Origin of the sequence: Streptomyces griseiscabiei (assembly GCF_020010925.1) — a bacterium.
GTDB lineage: Bacteria > Actinomycetota > Actinomycetes > Streptomycetales > Streptomycetaceae > Streptomyces > Streptomyces griseiscabiei.
On the sequence record NZ_JAGJBZ010000002.1, the window covers coordinates 2,943,616 to 2,959,470 of the forward strand.

The 15,855-nt window shown below is 71.5% G+C and carries 12 protein-coding genes; 8 read left to right on the top strand and 4 right to left on the bottom strand.

Annotation, left to right across the window (positions count from 1 at the left end; translation table 11 throughout):
• Positions 1 to 278 precede the first annotated feature (278 nt).
• Positions 279 to 1,439 carry a CaiB/BaiF CoA transferase family protein gene (locus tag J8M51_RS30065; protein WP_086760560.1) on the top strand — a complete coding sequence of 387 codons (1,161 nt, stop codon included), beginning with the start codon at positions 279 to 281 and terminating at the stop codon, positions 1,437 to 1,439.
• Positions 1,436 to 2,650 carry an acyl-CoA dehydrogenase family protein gene (locus J8M51_RS30070; RefSeq protein WP_267299595.1) on the top strand — a complete coding sequence of 405 codons (1,215 nt, stop codon included), beginning with the start codon at positions 1,436 to 1,438 and terminating at the stop codon, positions 2,648 to 2,650. Before J8M51_RS30065 ends, J8M51_RS30070 begins: the two co-directional genes overlap by 4 nt.
• Before the next feature lie 51 nt (positions 2,651 to 2,701).
• Here J8M51_RS30070 and J8M51_RS30075 read toward each other — a convergent pair whose 3' ends face one another.
• The 4 genes from J8M51_RS30075 to J8M51_RS30090 form a co-directional block, all read right to left on the bottom strand.
• Entirely contained in the window at positions 2,702 to 3,601 is a 900-nt protein-coding gene (locus J8M51_RS30075) for a LysR family transcriptional regulator (protein WP_086751325.1), read from the bottom strand.
• A gap of 106 nt (positions 3,602 to 3,707) precedes the next feature.
• On the bottom strand, positions 3,708 to 4,370 hold the full coding sequence (locus J8M51_RS30080; RefSeq protein ID WP_086751322.1) for a lysophospholipid acyltransferase family protein: 663 nt from the start codon (positions 4,368 to 4,370) through the stop codon (positions 3,708 to 3,710).
• A 112-nt stretch (positions 4,371 to 4,482) separates the two neighbouring features.
• The gene (locus tag J8M51_RS30085; protein WP_086751320.1) at positions 4,483 to 5,292 is read right to left on the bottom strand and encodes a methyltransferase domain-containing protein; all 810 of its coding nucleotides are present in this window, start codon (positions 5,290 to 5,292) and stop codon (positions 4,483 to 4,485) included.
• A 75-nt stretch (positions 5,293 to 5,367) separates the two neighbouring features.
• Positions 5,368 to 6,381 carry a hydroxyacid dehydrogenase gene (locus J8M51_RS30090; RefSeq protein WP_086751318.1) on the bottom strand — a complete coding sequence of 338 codons (1,014 nt, stop codon included), beginning with the start codon at positions 6,379 to 6,381 and terminating at the stop codon, positions 5,368 to 5,370.
• 311 nt (positions 6,382 to 6,692) lie between these two features.
• On the opposite strand from J8M51_RS30090, the gene J8M51_RS30095 reads away from it, so the two are divergent.
• The 6 genes from J8M51_RS30095 to J8M51_RS30120 all read left to right on the top strand — a co-directional run bounded on the left by J8M51_RS30095 (position 6,693) and on the right by J8M51_RS30120 (position 15,808).
• A complete protein-coding gene (locus J8M51_RS30095) occupies positions 6,693 to 8,021 on the top strand; it encodes an ABC transporter substrate-binding protein (RefSeq protein WP_086751316.1) in 1,329 nt (442 codons plus the stop codon).
• An 81-nt stretch (positions 8,022 to 8,102) separates the two neighbouring features.
• Positions 8,103 to 9,056, top strand: a complete 954-nt coding sequence (locus tag J8M51_RS30100; protein WP_086751314.1) for a carbohydrate ABC transporter permease — start codon at positions 8,103 to 8,105, stop codon at positions 9,054 to 9,056.
• Positions 9,053 to 9,919: a carbohydrate ABC transporter permease gene (locus J8M51_RS30105; protein WP_086751313.1), complete on the top strand. Its 867-nt coding sequence runs from the start codon at positions 9,053 to 9,055 to the stop codon at positions 9,917 to 9,919. Before J8M51_RS30100 ends, J8M51_RS30105 begins: the two co-directional genes overlap by 4 nt.
• Before the next feature lie 14 nt (positions 9,920 to 9,933).
• On the top strand, positions 9,934 to 13,335 hold the full coding sequence (locus J8M51_RS30110; protein ID WP_086751311.1) for a Tat pathway signal sequence domain protein: 3,402 nt from the start codon (positions 9,934 to 9,936) through the stop codon (positions 13,333 to 13,335).
• Between the two features lie 74 nt (positions 13,336 to 13,409).
• Positions 13,410 to 15,011: a glycoside hydrolase family 43 protein gene (locus tag J8M51_RS30115; RefSeq protein ID WP_086751309.1), complete on the top strand. Its 1,602-nt coding sequence runs from the start codon at positions 13,410 to 13,412 to the stop codon at positions 15,009 to 15,011.
• The gene (locus tag J8M51_RS30120; protein ID WP_086751308.1) at positions 15,008 to 15,808 is read left to right on the top strand and encodes an alpha/beta fold hydrolase; all 801 of its coding nucleotides are present in this window, start codon (positions 15,008 to 15,010) and stop codon (positions 15,806 to 15,808) included. The genes J8M51_RS30115 and J8M51_RS30120 overlap by 4 nt, the downstream gene beginning before the upstream one ends.
• Positions 15,809 to 15,855 lie beyond the last annotated feature (47 nt).

Below are 15,855 nucleotides of genomic sequence, written 5' to 3' on the forward strand. Positions count from 1 at the left end.
GTGAGTGGGGGCGTCCGCCGACTGTGACCCACGGGAAGAGCCCCCGGTAAGCCCGTGGACACCCGGAATTCCTGATGCGCTGCATCAGGAATTCCAGGGTTGGGAGCGGTGTCGAGGCCGTGGACCCGGTGCGGTCCGTGGGCCCGGTGCACGCGGCGGTACATGCGGATCTCGCGCACAGACATGCGTCAACGCGTCGTTGACGTGCCGAGTCCCGCCGCACGACGCTTGACGCCGACCGGACAGGACAGGGCGGGAAGAACGACGAGGAGCCGAGGATGCCGACGGGTGCGCTGGACGGGGTGCGGATCGCGGACTTCTCCCGGGTGCTCGCCGGGCCGTACGCGACGATGCTGCTGGCCGACCTCGGCGCGGAGGTCGTCAAGGTGGAGCGGCCCGGCACCGGGGACGAGACCCGCTCCTGGAGGCCACCCGTCGACGCGACCGGGACCTCGACGTACTACCTGGGCGTCAACCGGAACAAGCGGTCGGTCGCCCTCGACCTCACCACGGACGAGGGCCTCGTACGGGCCCGGCGGCTGATCGCACGCTCCGATGTCCTGGTCGAGAACTTCCGCCCCGGCACCATGGAGAGACTGGGACTCGGCGCCGAGGAACTGCGGGCCGCCGACCCGGCGTTGGTGTACTGCTCGATCACGGGCTTCGGCACCGGCCCCGGCGCCCCGCTCCCCGGCTACGACCTGCTCGTGCAGGCCGTCGGCGGCCTGATGAGCGTCACCGGCGAGCCCGACGGGGACCCCACCAAGGTGGGCGTGGCACTCGTCGACGTCATCACCGGGCTCCACGCCTCGCTGGGCATCCTGGCCGCGCTCCGCCACCGCGAACGCACCGGCGAAGGGCAACTGGTGGAGGTGACCCTGCTGGGCTCGCTGCTGTCGGCGATGGTCAACCAGGCCTCCGGATATGTCGCCGCCGGGGTGGTGCCGGGACGGCTCGGCAACGCCCACCCCAGCATCGCCCCGTACGACACCTTCCGTACGGCGGACCGGCCGATCGCCCTCGCCGTCGGCAACGACCGGCAGTTCACCGCGCTGGTCACCGCCCTCGGCCGGCCGGAACTCGCCGAGGACGGCCGCTTCCGCACCAACCCCGACCGGGTGGCCCACCGCGCCGAACTCCGGGTCGCCCTGGAGCAGGCGACCGTGACCAGGCCGGCGGACCACTGGGCCGAGGCGCTGCCCGCCGTCGGCGTACCGGCCGGGCCGGTCAACTCGCTCGACGAGGCCTTCGCCCACGCCGAACGGCTCGGCCTCGGCGCCCTCGCCGATGTCGCCGGGACCCTCCAGGTCGCCCACCCGATCCACCTCAGCGGCTCACCCGCCCGGTACCGGCTCCCGCCGCCGGAGCTGGGCGAGCACACCGAGGCCGTGTTCAGCCCGCCCGAGGAAGAGACGACTAGGGAAGAGACGAACATATGACCGCCTCTGAAGCCACCGCTGAAACCGCAACGGAAACCGCAACTGAAGCCCCCACCGCTGCGACACTCGACCTCGACTGCGCGCACCTCTTCACCGCCGAGGAGACCGCCTGGCGCGACAAGGTGCGCGCCTTCGCCCGTGAACGCATCGCGCCGACCGTCGACGCCGACTTCGAGGACCGGCACTTCCGCCGCGAACTCGTCCAGGAACTCGGCGGGTTGGGCGTCCTCGGCATGCATCTGCGGGGGTACGGGTGCGCCGGCGCGAGCGCGGTGTCCTACGGGCTGGCCTGCCTGGAGCTGGAGGCCGCCGACAGCGCCTGGCGCACCTTCGTCTCCGTGCAGGGCTCCCTCGCGATGTCCGCGATCGCCAAGTGGGGCTCGCAGGAGCAGCGGACACGCTGGCTGCCGGAGCTGGCCGCCGGGCGGGCCATCGGCTGCTTCGGGCTCACCGAACCGGACGGCGGCAGCGACCCCGGGTCGATGCGGACGACGGCCCGGCGGGAGGGCGGCGACTGGGTGCTCGACGGGGCCAAGCGCTGGATCGGCCTGGGCAGTGTCGCCGATGTCGCCGTGGTCTGGGCGAACACCGAGGACGGCGTACGCGGCTTCCTCGTCCCCGCCGGCACACCCGGCTTCACCGCGACGGAGATCACCAACAAGCTCTCCCTGCGCGCCTCCATCCAGTGCGACCTGGTCCTCGACGGCTGCCGGCTGCCCGCCGACGCCGTCCTGCCGGGCGTCACCGGTCTGCGCGGGCCGTTCAGCTGTCTCAACGAGGCCCGCTACGGCATCGTCTGGGGCGTCATGGGCGCGGCCCGGGAGTGCCTGGAAGCCGCCGTCGAACGCTCCCGCACCCGGCGGGTGTTCGGCAAGGCGCTCGCCGAACTCCAGCTCACCCAGCAGAAGGTGGCGGACATGGCGGTGGAGTACCAGAAGGGGCTGCTGCTCGCCGTGCACATCGGCCGGCTGAAGGACGCGGGAGCACTCGCCCCGGCGCAGATCAGCGTGGGCAAGCTCAACAACGTCCGCGAGGCCCTCCGGATCGCCCGCACCGCCCGTACGATCCTCGGCGGCGACGGTGTGACCAGCGACTTCCCCGTCATGCGGCACATGGCCAACCTCGAATCGGTGCGCACCTACGAGGGCACGGACGAGGTGCACGCCCTGGTGATCGGCCACGCGGTCACCGGCCACCGCGCCTTCTCCTGACCCCTTCCTGACCCCTTCGCCCGGCCCTTCGGCCGCCCCGTGCGGCATGCGTCATCCGTCGTCCGACGCGACGGCCCGCAAGCGGCGGATCACCCGGCGGACGGCGGGGGAGTTCTCGTCCCGGCGGTGCACGCCGACCAGCCGGGTGGTGAGGGACACGTCGGCGAGCGGCCGGTGGACCACCCCGGGCATCCGCACCCGGCACACCGACTCCGGTACGAGGGCGACGCCGAGGCCACCGCCGGCGAGGGTGAGGGCGGCGACGAAGTCCTTGACGGGCGGGGCCAGCCGGGGCGGGAAACCACCGGCGTCCGCCACCTGGCCGAGCTGGTCGCGGAAGTCGTGCTCCTCGTCGAAGTGGGGCACCACGAACCGCTCCTCGGCCAGCTCGGCGGCGGGCACGGCCGAAAGACCGCCGAGCCGGTGCTCGGCGGGCAGGGCGAGCACCATCTCCTCCGTCAGCAGACAGACCGCCGTCAGTTCCGGCGGATACTCCGGCCGCCACCGCAGGAAGCCCACATCGATCCGGCCCGAGCCGAGCGCCGCCAGCTGCGCCGGGGTCTCCAGCTCCCGCACCCGCAGCGTCACGTCCCGCTCGTGCCGTCCGCAGTCGGCCAGCACCCGGGTCAGTACGCCGGAGAAGGCGGCGGAGGCGACGTACGCGATCTCGGCCTCGCCCAGCTCGCCCCGGCCCGCCCGGCGGCCCACGGCCTCGGCCCGCGCGACCTGCGCGAGGGTCAGCCGGGCCTCCGGCAGGAACAGCTCGCCCGCGCCGGTCAGCCGGATCCGGGAGCGGCGGCCACGGTCGATCAGCCGTACCCCCAGCTCCGTCTCCAGCGCCTTGATCTGGGCGCTCAGCGCGGACGGCGCCAGATACAGCCGGTCGGCGGCCTGACCGAAGTGCAGATCCTCGGCGACCGTCACGAACGACGTCAGCCAGCGCAGCTCCACAGTGGCCCCTCGCTTCCGCGGCGTCTCGCGTCGCGATCCTCGTCCCCACGACCCTCGCACTCTACGAAGGCCGGCGCCGCGGCGGGAACGTACCCGTGCGCCGGTGTCACGCGGCGAGCGCGGCCGGTTCGCCCAGGTGGGCGGCGGCCGTGCGCCAGGCGGCCGTCACCGCGGCGTGCGCCTGCCGGGTGTTCGTGGTGTGTCCGGCGGCCAGGGTGAGGGGTGCTCCGACGTGGACGTGCAGGTCGGGGCGGCGCAGGGGCGCGGTGAACAGTCCCGCGAGCTGTTTGGCCGTGCTGCCGGAGGTGACCCGGCGCGCTCCGGCCTGGCCGACCGGGACGACGGGCGCGCCGGTACGTTCAGCGAGCCGGGTCAGGCCGCTGCGGAACGGTGCGGGCGGCGCCTCCGCGGCGTCCTTGCGGAGCGGGATGCCGCCCTCGGCGTAGATGAGGATCGTCCGGCCGTCCGCCAGCGCGGCGGCGGCGAGGTCGAGCGCGTCGGCGGCGCGCGGGTCCCCGCGGTACACCGGGATGTGCCCGCCGCGGTTCAGCGCACGGCCGAGCACAGGGACGCGCCACAGACCGGCGGCGCCCATGACGACCGGCTGGACGCCCAGTCGGTGCAGCGCGGCGAGGACGATCGCGGGATCGGCGAGCGAGGTGTGGTTCGCGACGACGATGCTGCCCGGCGCCCACACGGCCGCGGCGTCGGCGGTCACCGTGAGACGCCCGAACGCGGGTACCAGGACGTCGGCGAGGCGGCTGAACATGGGGTCACTCCCGGTCTCTACGAGGATGACCTCATCGTCGGGGCGCGGACCGCCCCGGATCTTGAGTGCGCGTACTCAACTTCGGGCGTGCCCGTACCCAGAGCGCGGGTGGTCACGGCCGGGGTTTGCGGCCCCACGCCGAGATCATCGGGGAGGTCGCCAGATCCAGGCCGCCCGCGGCGATGCCGGCGAGATGGGTGTCGATCTCCTCGCGCGTCGCGTGCCCCTTGGCGATCAGCTGCTCGCGGACCTGCCGCACGGTGGCCGTCTCCAACGCGGTACAGGCCGGGCCCGACAGGGGGAAGTAGGCGTCCGCCCGCACCTCGGTGAGGCCCGCCTCGCGCAGCAGACGCGGGAGGCGGCGGCCGTAGGACAGATCCGCGCCGCGCTCGGCGAGCAGCTTGCGGAAGCCGTGGCGGAGCCTGTTGGCCAGCCGCTGTTCGGGACCGTGCTCGTCGGGACAGATCAGGGGCTGGAGCGCCGGGTCGGCGTCCTCCAGCAGCAGCCACCCACCGGGGCGCAGGGAGTCCACCATCACCCGCAGGGCCCGCTCGCGGTCGGTGACGTGGACCAGCACCAGCCGGGCGTGGACCAGGTCGAAGAGGCCCTCCGGGGGCTCGTCGGCGGCGACGTCGTGCCGGCGCACCTCGACCTGCGGCGCGGTCGCGGCGGCCTGCGTCCACGAGGTGTCGATGTCCGTCGCCAGCACATGTCCCGTGGGCCCGACCCGCTCGGCGAGTCCCCGGACCACCGAGGGGCCCCCGGCCCCCACCTCCCAGCAGCGCCAGCCCGGTGCGATCCCCAGGTCGTCGACATGACGGAAGGTGGACGCGTCGAACAGCGCGGCGAGCGCCCCGAAGCGCTCACCCGCCTCGGAGCGCCGGTTGTCGAGGAGATAGCCGTCTTCGGTGTGCTCGCTCATGCCCCGATCATGCCGCGCCGGGGTGTCCAGCACTTGCGGGTGTCTCGGGCGGTGCCGGCGCGGGCCGGGCCCCGGTCAGGCGCTGATCGTCAGCTCTCCCCGGCGCACCCCGTGCGACAGCGGCAGTCCGGCCGTGAGCCGCTCCAGTTCCTCGACGACGGTGCCGCCGAGGCGGGCCAGCTCGTTGCCGAGGGAGCCCGCGATGTGCGGGGTGAGGAAGACGTTCGGGAGGCGGTAGAGGGGGGAGTCCGCGGGCAGCGGCTCCGGTTCGGTGACATCGAGCACCGCGCTGATCCGGCCGCCGACCAGTTCGGCGGTCAGCGCCTCGGGGTCCACCAGGGCACCGCGCGAGGTGTTGATCAGTACGGCGCCGTCGGGGATGAGCGCCAGCCGGTCGCGGCTGAGCATCCGGTGGGTCTCCGGGGTGTCGGGCGCGTGCACGCTGACGATGTCGCTGGTGCGGAGCAGTTCGTCGAGGGGGAGGGGCACCGCGCCGAGCGCCGCCGCCCCGGCCGCGTCCACGTACGGGTCGTACAGGCCCACCCGGAGGTCGAAGGGGCGCAGCAGTTCCAGCACCCGGCGGCCCACGCGGGACGCGCCGATGATCCCGACCCGCCGGCCGAGGTTGCCGACCGCCGTGTACTCGTCCGGCGCGGGATACACCCGCTCGGCCCGGAAGCGTTCCCGCAGCCCGAAGGCGTCCTTGCCGGCGAGCAGGATCGCGGCGAGCGTGTACTCGGCCACCGGCAGCGCGTTGGCCCGGACCGCGCTGGAGACGGTGAGCCCCCGGTCCCACACCGCGTCGCCGACGAGCCCGCGCACGCTGCCGGCCGCGTGCAGGACGGTCCGCAGCCGGGGCGCCGCGTCCAGGACGACCGCGTCGACGCGGGGGCAGCCCCAGCCGGTGATCAGCACCTCGGCACGGGCCAGCGCGGGGGCCGCCGCCAGATCGGCGAAGTCCTGGACGACGAGTGCGGGATCGACGGTCACCAGCCGCCGCAGCCGGTTCATGAGAGGCGACGGGAACAGCTCCGGCAGATGCACCGGGTTCATGGCGAAGACGGCACGGGGAAGCGAGTGCGGGGGCATGGCGCTCCTGCTGGGACAGGGGACAGGGAAGTAAACGATTACTAAGCTAGAGAGTCGCTGACGGGCAGGTCAACGTTCGTTCGGTCGTCATTCTGTGTGGCCGCTTTGTCTACCGAACGTCACGTGAATGATAAACGTGCAGGTAGATGCGGTCCCTCCGGTAACACCGTGGAAGGCACGACGAAACAAACCGGCCTCGCCTCTTGTGGTTTCGGCCGTGCACGCCCTACCGTCCACAACAACCGGTTACTGCCCTGACCGCGCCGGTTCCCCCACCCCAAGCGCCGTCCTGTTCCGTCCGTGGAGGACCGATGTCCCAGTTCCGTGCCAGAGCCCTCGCCTCGGCCGCCGCAGCGGCGTCCCTGTCCCTTCTGCTGGCCGCCTGCGGGGGCGGCGACTCCGGATCCGACTCCAGCGCGAAGACCACCAAGGGCAAGGTCACCCTGGAGTTCTGGAGCTGGACCGACGGCATCGAGGCCCAGACCGAGGTGTGGAACAAGGCCCACCCCGACACCCAGGTCAAGTTCGTCAACCCCGCGGGCGAGACGGCGTACCAGAAGCTGCGGGCCGCGGTGAACGCCGGCACCGCCCCCTGTCTGTCGAAAATGGACGGGATGAACCTGGCGAACTTCGCCGCCGACGGTCTGCTCACCGATGTCACCAAGATCGCCGCGCCCTACAAGGACAAGTACACGGCCGCCGCGTGGAACGCGGTCAGCCCCGGCGGCGCCACCTACGGCATCCCGATGGGTTCCTCGCCGCTGTTCACCGCCTACCGCGCGGACCTGTTCGAGAAGTACGGCATCGAGGCGCCGAAGACCTGGGACGACCTGATCGCCGCGGGCAAGAAGGCCCAGAAGGAGAACGACAAGGTCAAGATCTTCAACATGGCCGGTGAGGACCCGAGCACCCTGGTCGACCTGTCCTGGCAGGCCGGAGCCCAGTGGTACAAGGTCGAGGGCGACCACTGGGTCGTCGACTTCACCTCGCCCGAGGCACTGGAGGCCGGTGACATCGTCCAGCAACTGGTCGACGGCGACCTCGCCTCGGGCGCCTCCTACGCCGACCCGGGCGTCTTCAAGACCTGGGACCTCGGCACGACCATCGCGATGACGACCTCGACCTGGCAGCTGCCGATCTACGACACCAACTTCCCCAAGTCCAAGGGCCGGTGGCAGCTGGCGGACGCCCCCGTCTTCGACACCGCCGAGCCGCGGACCTCCTCCAACTTCGACGTGCTGGCCGTCCTCAAGGGCTGCAAGTACCCCGACCGCGCCGCCGAGTTCGCCTCCTGGCTGTCCAGCAGCGAGGAGTCGCTGACCGCGCTCACCGACCCCGCCTCCAAGTCGGGCCTCTTCCCGGCCGTCCCGGACGTCACCCCGTACGTCGACAAGATCATCCCCACCGAGATGTTCAACGGGAAGTCCGACAGCGCGAAGGTGATCACCGACGCCGCCTCCCGGGTCGGCGACCAGTGGCAGTACGGCCCGAACTACGCGGCCATGTACTCCGAGATGCAGAAGCAGTGGGGCAAGGTCATGAAGAAGGAACTCACGGTCAAGGCGATGCTCGAAAGCCTCCAGAAGTGGACCGTCGACGACCTGAACGGCAAGGGCGTCAAGGCCGTCGCCGGCAGCTGACGCCGACGGAGGGCGGAGCGGTCGAGCCCCGCCCTCCCCGGCCCGTCGAACCACCCTCACCCGGAGACATTGGAGACACCCGTGTCCACCCTGACGCGACCGGCGAAGGCCGCGACCGACTCCCCGGCCCGGCGGCCCTCCCCCCGCCGGGCGGGGAGGCGGGGAGCCTACAAGGGGCTGCTGTTCATGCTCCCCTTCCTGCTGGGCTTCCTCGCCACCTATGTCGTGCCGATCGGCTACGCCTTCAGCCAGAGCCTGCACGAGAAGAAGAGCAGCGGCCTCGGCTTCGGCCCCACCCGGGTCGTCTACACCGGCTTCGCCAACTTCGCCTCGGTGCTGGGCGACAGCGCGTTCTGGGCGAGCATGGGACGCACCCTGCTGTTCGGCGCGGCACAGATCACGGTGATGCTGGGCATCGCCCTGCTGCTGGCCCTCCTGCTCGACGGGGTGGCCGCCCGCGCGGTGCGCTTCTTCCGCGCCGCGCTGCTCATCCCGTACGTCATCCCCGCCGTGGTCTCCACCCTGATGTGGCTGTTCCTCTACAGCCCGACGGGCAGCCCGCTGCTGGACCTCGCGGAGCGCGCCGGCACGGAGATCTCCTTCTTCGGCGGCCTCAACACCTATCTCTCGCTGGGCAATCTGCTCACCTGGCAGGGGATCGGCTTCAACATGATCCTGATCTCCGCCTCACTGCAGGCCCTGCCCCGCGAGCTGTACGAGGCGGCCCGGCTGGACGGCGCCCGCGAGTGGCGCATCGCCTGGTCGATCAAGATCCCGAACATCACCGGAATCCTGGTGCTGACCGGCATGTTCTCCCTGATCAGCCGGCTCCAGCTGTTCGGCGAGCCACTGATCATGCGGCAGATCGCCCCCGAGTCCATCAACACCGACTTCACGCCGATGATGGAGATCTACGACAAGGCCTTCAAGGTCGGCGACTACCAGTACGCCGCCGCCGAGTCCCTGGTCCTGGCCGTCGTCACCGGCATCCTCGCCTTCGTCTTCTACCGCGCCACGAACAGGAAGATGTCATGAGCAGTGTCGCTTCCGGGGGCGGCGTCCGCCCCTCCCGCCGTGCGGTGGTGCTCACCACCGGGTTGCTGGTGGTCTTCCTGCTCTACTCGCTGGCCCCGACCTGGTTCCTGATCGTCTCCGCGACCAAGGACCAGACGGACCTCTACTCCACGTTCGGGCTGTGGTTCTCCGACAACCACCTCGGCGACAACCTGCACGACATCGCGACCTACCACGACGGGGTGTTCCTGCGCTGGCTGGGCAACTCCGTCCTCTACTCCACCCTCGGCGCGGCCGGCTCCACCCTCGTCTCGCTCGCCGCCGGGTACGGACTGTCGAAGTTCGACTTCCGCGGCCGGGGCGTCGCCTTCGCCGTCATCGTCGGCGCCTCGCTGCTGCCGAGCACCCTGCTGGCCTTCCCGCTGTACCTGGTGTTCTCCGAGGTCGGGATCACCAACACCATCTGGTCGGTGCTCATCCCGTACTTCATCAACCCGTTCGGGGTCTACCTCGGCAAGGTGTACGCCGACAGCTCGGTCCCCGCCGAACTGATGGAGGCGGCCCGAATCGACGGCGCGAGCGATCTGCGGGTCTTCGTCTCGATCGCCCTGCCGCTGATGCGCACCGGCGGCATCACCATCTTCATGCTCGAGTTCATCAACATCTGGAACAACTTCTTCCTCCCCCTGTTCATGCTCAACGGTGAGCGCACCTTCCCCGTGACCCTGGGCCTGTACTCCTGGCTCCAGCAGGCACAGACCGCCCGTGACATGAACACCCTTGTCCTCACCGGGTCCCTGCTGTCGATCGTCCCGCTCGCGGTCTTCATGTTCACGCTCCAGAAGTACTGGCGCAGCGGAATTCTCATGGGCAGCCTCAAGTAAGAAGGAACAGAGCCGTGTCCCACGCCCCCAGAAGACGTGAAGTGCTCAAGTACGCCGGAACGACCGGCGTCGCCGCCGCCGGCCTCGGTCTGCTGAACTCCCAGCCTGCCGCCGCGGCACCGGCCACCCCCGCGGCCCTCAGGAAGGCCGTGTGCAAGCCCCTCGACATCGTCGTCCTCGGCAACGCGAAGTCCGAGTCCGCGCACGGCCTCACCGCGACCCTCTCCGACACCGTCACCGGCGGCCTCGGCCAGAGCGCCCGGGTCCTCAACCCCACCGAACCGGCCGGCTACTGGGGCGGCACCCTCACCTTCGACGTCGCCGTCAGCCCCACCGACACCACCTATGTCACAGTCCGCCTGTGGGGCGACGACCACGACGACACCTCCGAACAGGCCGGCTCCGGCACGAACATGTGGCGCCTGCAGCTCTTCGTGGACGGCCTCCAGGTCGGCTACCAGGACGAGGGCGCCGTCGACAGCCTCGACATCCTCGACACCGCGCCGCGCGCCCCGGGCCGCTTCTTCTTCCACACGCTGCCGCTGCCGGAGCGCATGACCGCCGGCAAGAAGAAGGTGACGCTGGAGATCCGCGCCATGGGACGCATCTGGTCGTACGGCCAGAACCCCGAGCAGCTGTACCGGACCATGACGACGCCCTCGCGCGGCATCTACCGGATCTACACCCACACCGAGCCGTACTTCATCCCGCCCAAGGGCGAACGGCAGGGCCCCGCACCGGAGTTCAAGCCCCGCACGGTCGAGGGCGCCGAGGTGCTGGAGGCCGTGCGCGCACGCGTCGACAAGGATCAGAAGAACTACCTCACCACCGCCAACCCGGCCGGTATGGACGCCTGGGCCTTCCAGTCCCTCGCCGAGGGCTACCTCTGGTCCGGCAGCCCCGCGTACCGCAAGCCCGCCGCCCTGGACCGGGTCCTGCGGGCCATCGACGGCCGCTACACCGCCTGGAAGTCCGACGCCTCCGTGCTCACCGGCTCCGACCAGCAGTGGCAGGGCTTCGGACGCGTCGGCCTGGTCCTCGCCCTGCTCTGGGAACACCTCGGCGACCGCCTGGACCAGAAGGTCACCGGCTCCCCGTACGAGATCTCCAACCCGGGGTTCGAGGAGGGTGACGAGACCCCGATGGGCTGGGAGGTGCCGGGCTGGGGGAAGACCGCCGACGCCACCTGGACGCGGGACACCGGTGTCTCCCGCTCGGGCTCCGCCTCTCTCAAGGTCTCGGCGAGCGCGGCGAACGGCTTCATCACCGTGTACAACTCGCCCAAGACCCGCGTGGGCAAGGGGAGGTACACCTACGGCGCCTGGGTCAGGACGGACGGTGTCACCGGGACGGGCGCGCACATCGACCCGCTGTTCTTCGACAAGGACGGCAAGCTCGTCGGCAGCGACCACCGCCAGTTCGCCGCCACCGGCACCCACGGCTGGGAGTACGTCTCCATAGACCTGGACACCCCCGACGGCGCCACCCAGATGGAGATGCACCTGCGGCTGTCCGGCCCCGGCACCGCCTGGTTCGACTCCGTCGGCCTGGTCGAGCCGACCGAACTGCGCAACCCCGGCTTCGAGCAGGGCACCGGCACCCCGTCCGGCTGGGAGGTGCCGGGGTGGGGCAGGACCGCCGACGCCTCCTGGACGCGGGACACCTCCGTCAACCGCTCCGGCTCCGCCTCACTGAAGCTGGCGGCCACCGCGTCCAACGGCTTCGTCACCGCCTTCAACACGGCGAAGGTCCAGGTCGGCGAAGGCACGTACACCTATCGCGCCTGGGTCAGGACGGACGGTGTCACCGGGACGGGCGCGCACATCGACCCGCTGTTCTTCGACAAGGACGGCAAGCTCGTCGGCAGCGACCACCGCGCGTTCGCGGCCACCGGCACCCACGACTGGGAACAGGTCTCGATCGACCTGGAGACCCCGGCCGGCGCCACCCAGGCCGAGTTCCATCTGCGGCTGTCCGGCCCCGGCACCGCCTGGTTCGACGATCTGACCGTCACCGCGCCGAAGAGCACCGGCACCACCGAACAGCCGGTGCGGCGCGCCGCGTACACCGACATGCTCAGGTCGAGCCTGGACTACTGGCGGCAGCACTTCCCCCACTACACCAACCAGTCCCAGATCTGCGCCATCGGCCTCTACCAGGCCAACCGGGGCCTCAGGCTCCTCGACCCGGACCTCGCACTGCCGGAGGACCGGGCCCGCGACTACATGTACCAGTCGCTCGGTATGAAGCCCTACCTCGGCCGCGAGGACAAGGACGGCAACCCCACCAAGCCCCTCGGCGAGACCTACCACCAGGTCACCCGGGCCGGACTCACCCGCGAACTGGGCTATGTCGGCAGCTACGGCGAGGTCACCGACTGGCTGGTCATGATGTACGAGTCGGTCACCCGCGGCCACGACGCCCGGGAGGCGCCCGAACTCCGCGAACAGATGGTCAGGATCATCAAGGCGCGCGGCCGGTTCCGGGTGGTCGACGTCGACGAGACCGGCGCCCGCGTCTCCCGCATCGAGACCGTCATCGGCTGGCGCAACGAGGTCTACCCCGGTGAGATCGCCTACGCCTCCCGCACCGCCTGGGACTCCCACCCCGTGATGTCCGCCGCCGTCTTCAAGGACCCCGACATCGTCGGCTGGACCCAGGAGATGGTGGAGGACGGCCAGTTCCACCGCCAGCTCGACCTGCTCGTCCACCACACCTGGACCCGTGTCGGCCTCGCCGCGCTGCGTCTGGTCTCCCGCGACTGGGACACCTTCCAGTCCCTCGCCGGCCGCCCGGCCCGCGTCCCGACCGCGTGGGAGCGGCCCGACTTCGTCTTCGCCGACGAGGAGAACGGCTGCCTGGCCGTCAAGAACGGCGAGGAACTGCTCTTCGCGTCCCTGTACTGGCGGTCCCGGCAGGGCGTCAACGACTATGCGCGCGTCCACCACCTCACCCCGGTCGACCAGCGCTCGGCCACCGTCCGCCAGCGCTCCGCCGGCACCACCGACGAGACGTTCACGGCACGCGACTGGGTCCTGTGGGACTACGCCGTCAACGATCCCGGCGCCGGACACCTCCCGCCGGGCGGCTTCCCGCCACCGGGGGACACGCTCCACCAGTCCCAGAAGGGCGACGTCCACCACCTCGCCCCGATCCCGGACGACATCCCGGACCCCGCCCTCGGCGTCCACTTCGACGGCGTGGAGACCATGCTCGTCGGCCGCGCGCCGTTCTACCTCTGCGAGTACGGCGACTATCTGATCGCCATGAACACCACCACCGACCGGACGTTCACCCTCCCCGCCCGGCAGGACTTCGGCCCCGCCCGTGACCTCGCCACCGGCAGGACGATCGGCGCCGGGCAGCGGCCCCGGCTCGGACCGCTGAGCACGCTCGTGCTCCACCGGGGCCGCTGAGCCGGTGCTGTGCCGGGGCCGCCGACCAACCCCCCCCGCTGTCCGCCCTCTGATGTCCCACCGCGGAGCGTTTCGTGATCCACAACCCCGTCCTGCGCGGATGCGAACCCGACCCCGCCGTCCTGCGGGTCGGCGACGACTTCTACCTCGCCACCTCCACCTTCGAGTGGTACCCGGGTGTCCGCGTCCACCACTCCCGGGACCTGGTGAACTGGCGTCCGCTGGGCGGGGTCCTGGACACCCGACGCCTCCTCGACCTCACCGGCGTCCCCGACTCCGGAGGCATCTGGGCCCCCGGACTGTCGTACGCCGACGGCCTGTTCCACCTCGTCTTCACCGTCGTCGACACCTACGCGGAGGGCTGGAAGGACCTCCCCAACCACGTCACCACCGCCCCGTCGATCGACGGCCCGTGGTCGGACCCGGTCCCGCTGCACGGCCGCGGCTTCGACGTGTCCCTGTTCCACGACACCGAGGGCGACGGCCGCAGCTGGCTGCTCAACATGCGCTTCGACTGGCGGCCGGAGCGGGAGTCGTTCGCCGGCATCGAACTCCAGGAGTACGACCGCACGACACGGAAGCTGCTGGGCGCGCCCCGGACGATCTCCGTGGGCACCGCCGCCGGGGTGGCCGAGGGCCCGCACCTCTACCGCAGGGGCGACTGGTACTACCTCGTCCACGCCGAGGGCGGCACCGGCTACGAGCACGGGGCGGCGGTCGCCCGCTCCCGGGACCTGTTCGGCCCCTACGAGCCCGACCCGGCCGGACCGCTGCTCACCTCCCGGCACGATCCGGCGCTGGAACTGCAGAAGGCCGGGCACTGCTCGCTGGTCGAGACCCAGGACGGCCAGTGGTACGCCGCCCACATCACCGCCCGCCCCTACACCGAGCGCGGCCGGTGCGTGCTCGGCCGGGAGACCGCTCTGCAGCCGGTGACCTGGACCGAGGACGGCTGGCCGCGTATCGCCGGGGCCGTCCCGGCCGTTGTCGTCCCGGCGCCCGCCCTCCCATCGGCCCCGGTACCCGAGCCGCCCGCCACCGACCGCTTCGACGCTCCGGCCCTCGGCCCGCAGTGGTCCACCCTGCGCCGCCCGGCGGGCCCGGAGTGGGTGGAGCCGCTGCCCGGACGGCTGCGCGTCCGGGGCGGTCAGTCCCCGGCCGGCCGACGGACCCCCAGCCTGGTGGCCCGGCGGGTGACGGCACGCAGCTGCGTGTTCGAGACCGAGCTGACCTTCGTACCCGGCTCCGTCGACCACATGGCCGGACTCACCGCGTACTACAACACCCGCAACTGGCACTACCTGTACATCACCGCCGAGGACGACGGCTCCCCGGTGCTGCGGGCCCTGAGCTGCGCGGCCGGCGCCCTCACCGCGCACCCGCCCCGGATCCCCCTGCGCCCCGGACACCCCGTCGTCCTGCGCGCCGAACTCGACGGCCCCGCTCTGCGGTTCTCGTACGAGACGAAGGGCGGGAGCCATCAGACGGTGGGCCCGGACCTCGACGCGACCGTGCTGTCCGACGAGCACGCCGACGAGTTCCACGACGGACAGCTCAGAGTGCTCGGCTTCACGGGGGCGATGCTGGGACTCTGGGTCCAGGACCTCGACGGCTCCGGCGTGCACGCGGACTTCGCCCACGCCACGTATCGCACCACCCCGGACGACCACTCATGACACTGCACGACCTGGGCCGCATCCGCCTCTTCTGCACCTCCCTCGGCCCCGACGACGCCCCCACGCTGCTGCTGGTGCACGGCTGGGGCGGCGACGGACGGGAGTGGTCGCCGCACGCGGAGGCGCTGGCCGACCGGTTCCGGATCCTCGTCCCCGATCTGCGCGGCCACGGCCGCTCCGAGGTGCCGGACGAGGGCAACACACCGGCGGAGATGGCGGAGGACCTGGCGGCGCTGCTCGACACCCTGGGCGTCGGGCCGGTCGTCGCCGTAGGTCACTCCATGGGCGTCCAGGTCGTCAACCTGCTCGCCGTCCACCACCCGGGGGCCGTGCGGTCGGTCGTCGCCCTGGACCCCGCCCACGGCGCGCACGAGGCCGAGGTCGCGAAGATCCCCGGCCGGCTCGCCGAGTACCGGGCGCACGGCGCACGCGCCGCCGCCGCCTTCGTGGCCGGTGCCTTCTCCGCACAGGCCCCGCCCGGCCTGCGTACGGCACACCTGCGCACCATGCTCGGCACACCGGACCATGTGATCGCCCAGGCCTACGCCGGTATGTACACCGACCCCGGTGCGGTGGGCGTCCGCCCGCACAGCGAGGAGTATCTGCTCCGCCGCCCTCAACCGGCGCTGACGGTGTGGACGTTCGAGAAGGCCGCCGAGTGGGAGCGAGGCACGCTGCGGGTGCCCGGCTCCCGCGTCGAGTACTGGCCGCACACCGGCCACTATCTGCACGAGGAGCGCGCCGAGCGCACGATCCGTCTCCTGCGCGACTGGGCCGCCGGCCGGACGTCCGGCTGACGTGTACGTGGAGGTACGTACCCGCACACGTAACCGCTGAGCTGGGC

Excerpts from the sequence above, each read along its gene's own strand:
- J8M51_RS30085 (WP_086751320.1), bottom strand. The coding sequence starts at position 5,292 with ATGAGCGAGCACACCGAAGACGGCTATCTCCTCGACAACCGGCGCTCC.
- J8M51_RS30095 (WP_086751316.1), top strand. The coding sequence starts at position 6,693 with ATGTCCCAGTTCCGTGCCAGAGCCCTCGCCTCGGCCGCCGCAGCGGCG.
- J8M51_RS30090 (WP_086751318.1), bottom strand. The coding sequence starts at position 6,381 with ATGCCCCCGCACTCGCTTCCCCGTGCCGTCTTCGCCATGAACCCGGTG.
- J8M51_RS30120 (WP_086751308.1), top strand. The coding sequence starts at position 15,008 with ATGACACTGCACGACCTGGGCCGCATCCGCCTCTTCTGCACCTCCCTC.
- J8M51_RS30070 (WP_267299595.1), top strand. The coding sequence starts at position 1,436 with ATGACCGCCTCTGAAGCCACCGCTGAAACCGCAACGGAAACCGCAACT.
- J8M51_RS30080 (WP_086751322.1), bottom strand. The coding sequence starts at position 4,370 with ATGTTCAGCCGCCTCGCCGACGTCCTGGTACCCGCGTTCGGGCGTCTC.
- J8M51_RS30105 (WP_086751313.1), top strand. The coding sequence starts at position 9,053 with ATGAGCAGTGTCGCTTCCGGGGGCGGCGTCCGCCCCTCCCGCCGTGCG.
- J8M51_RS30065 (WP_086760560.1), top strand. The coding sequence starts at position 279 with ATGCCGACGGGTGCGCTGGACGGGGTGCGGATCGCGGACTTCTCCCGG.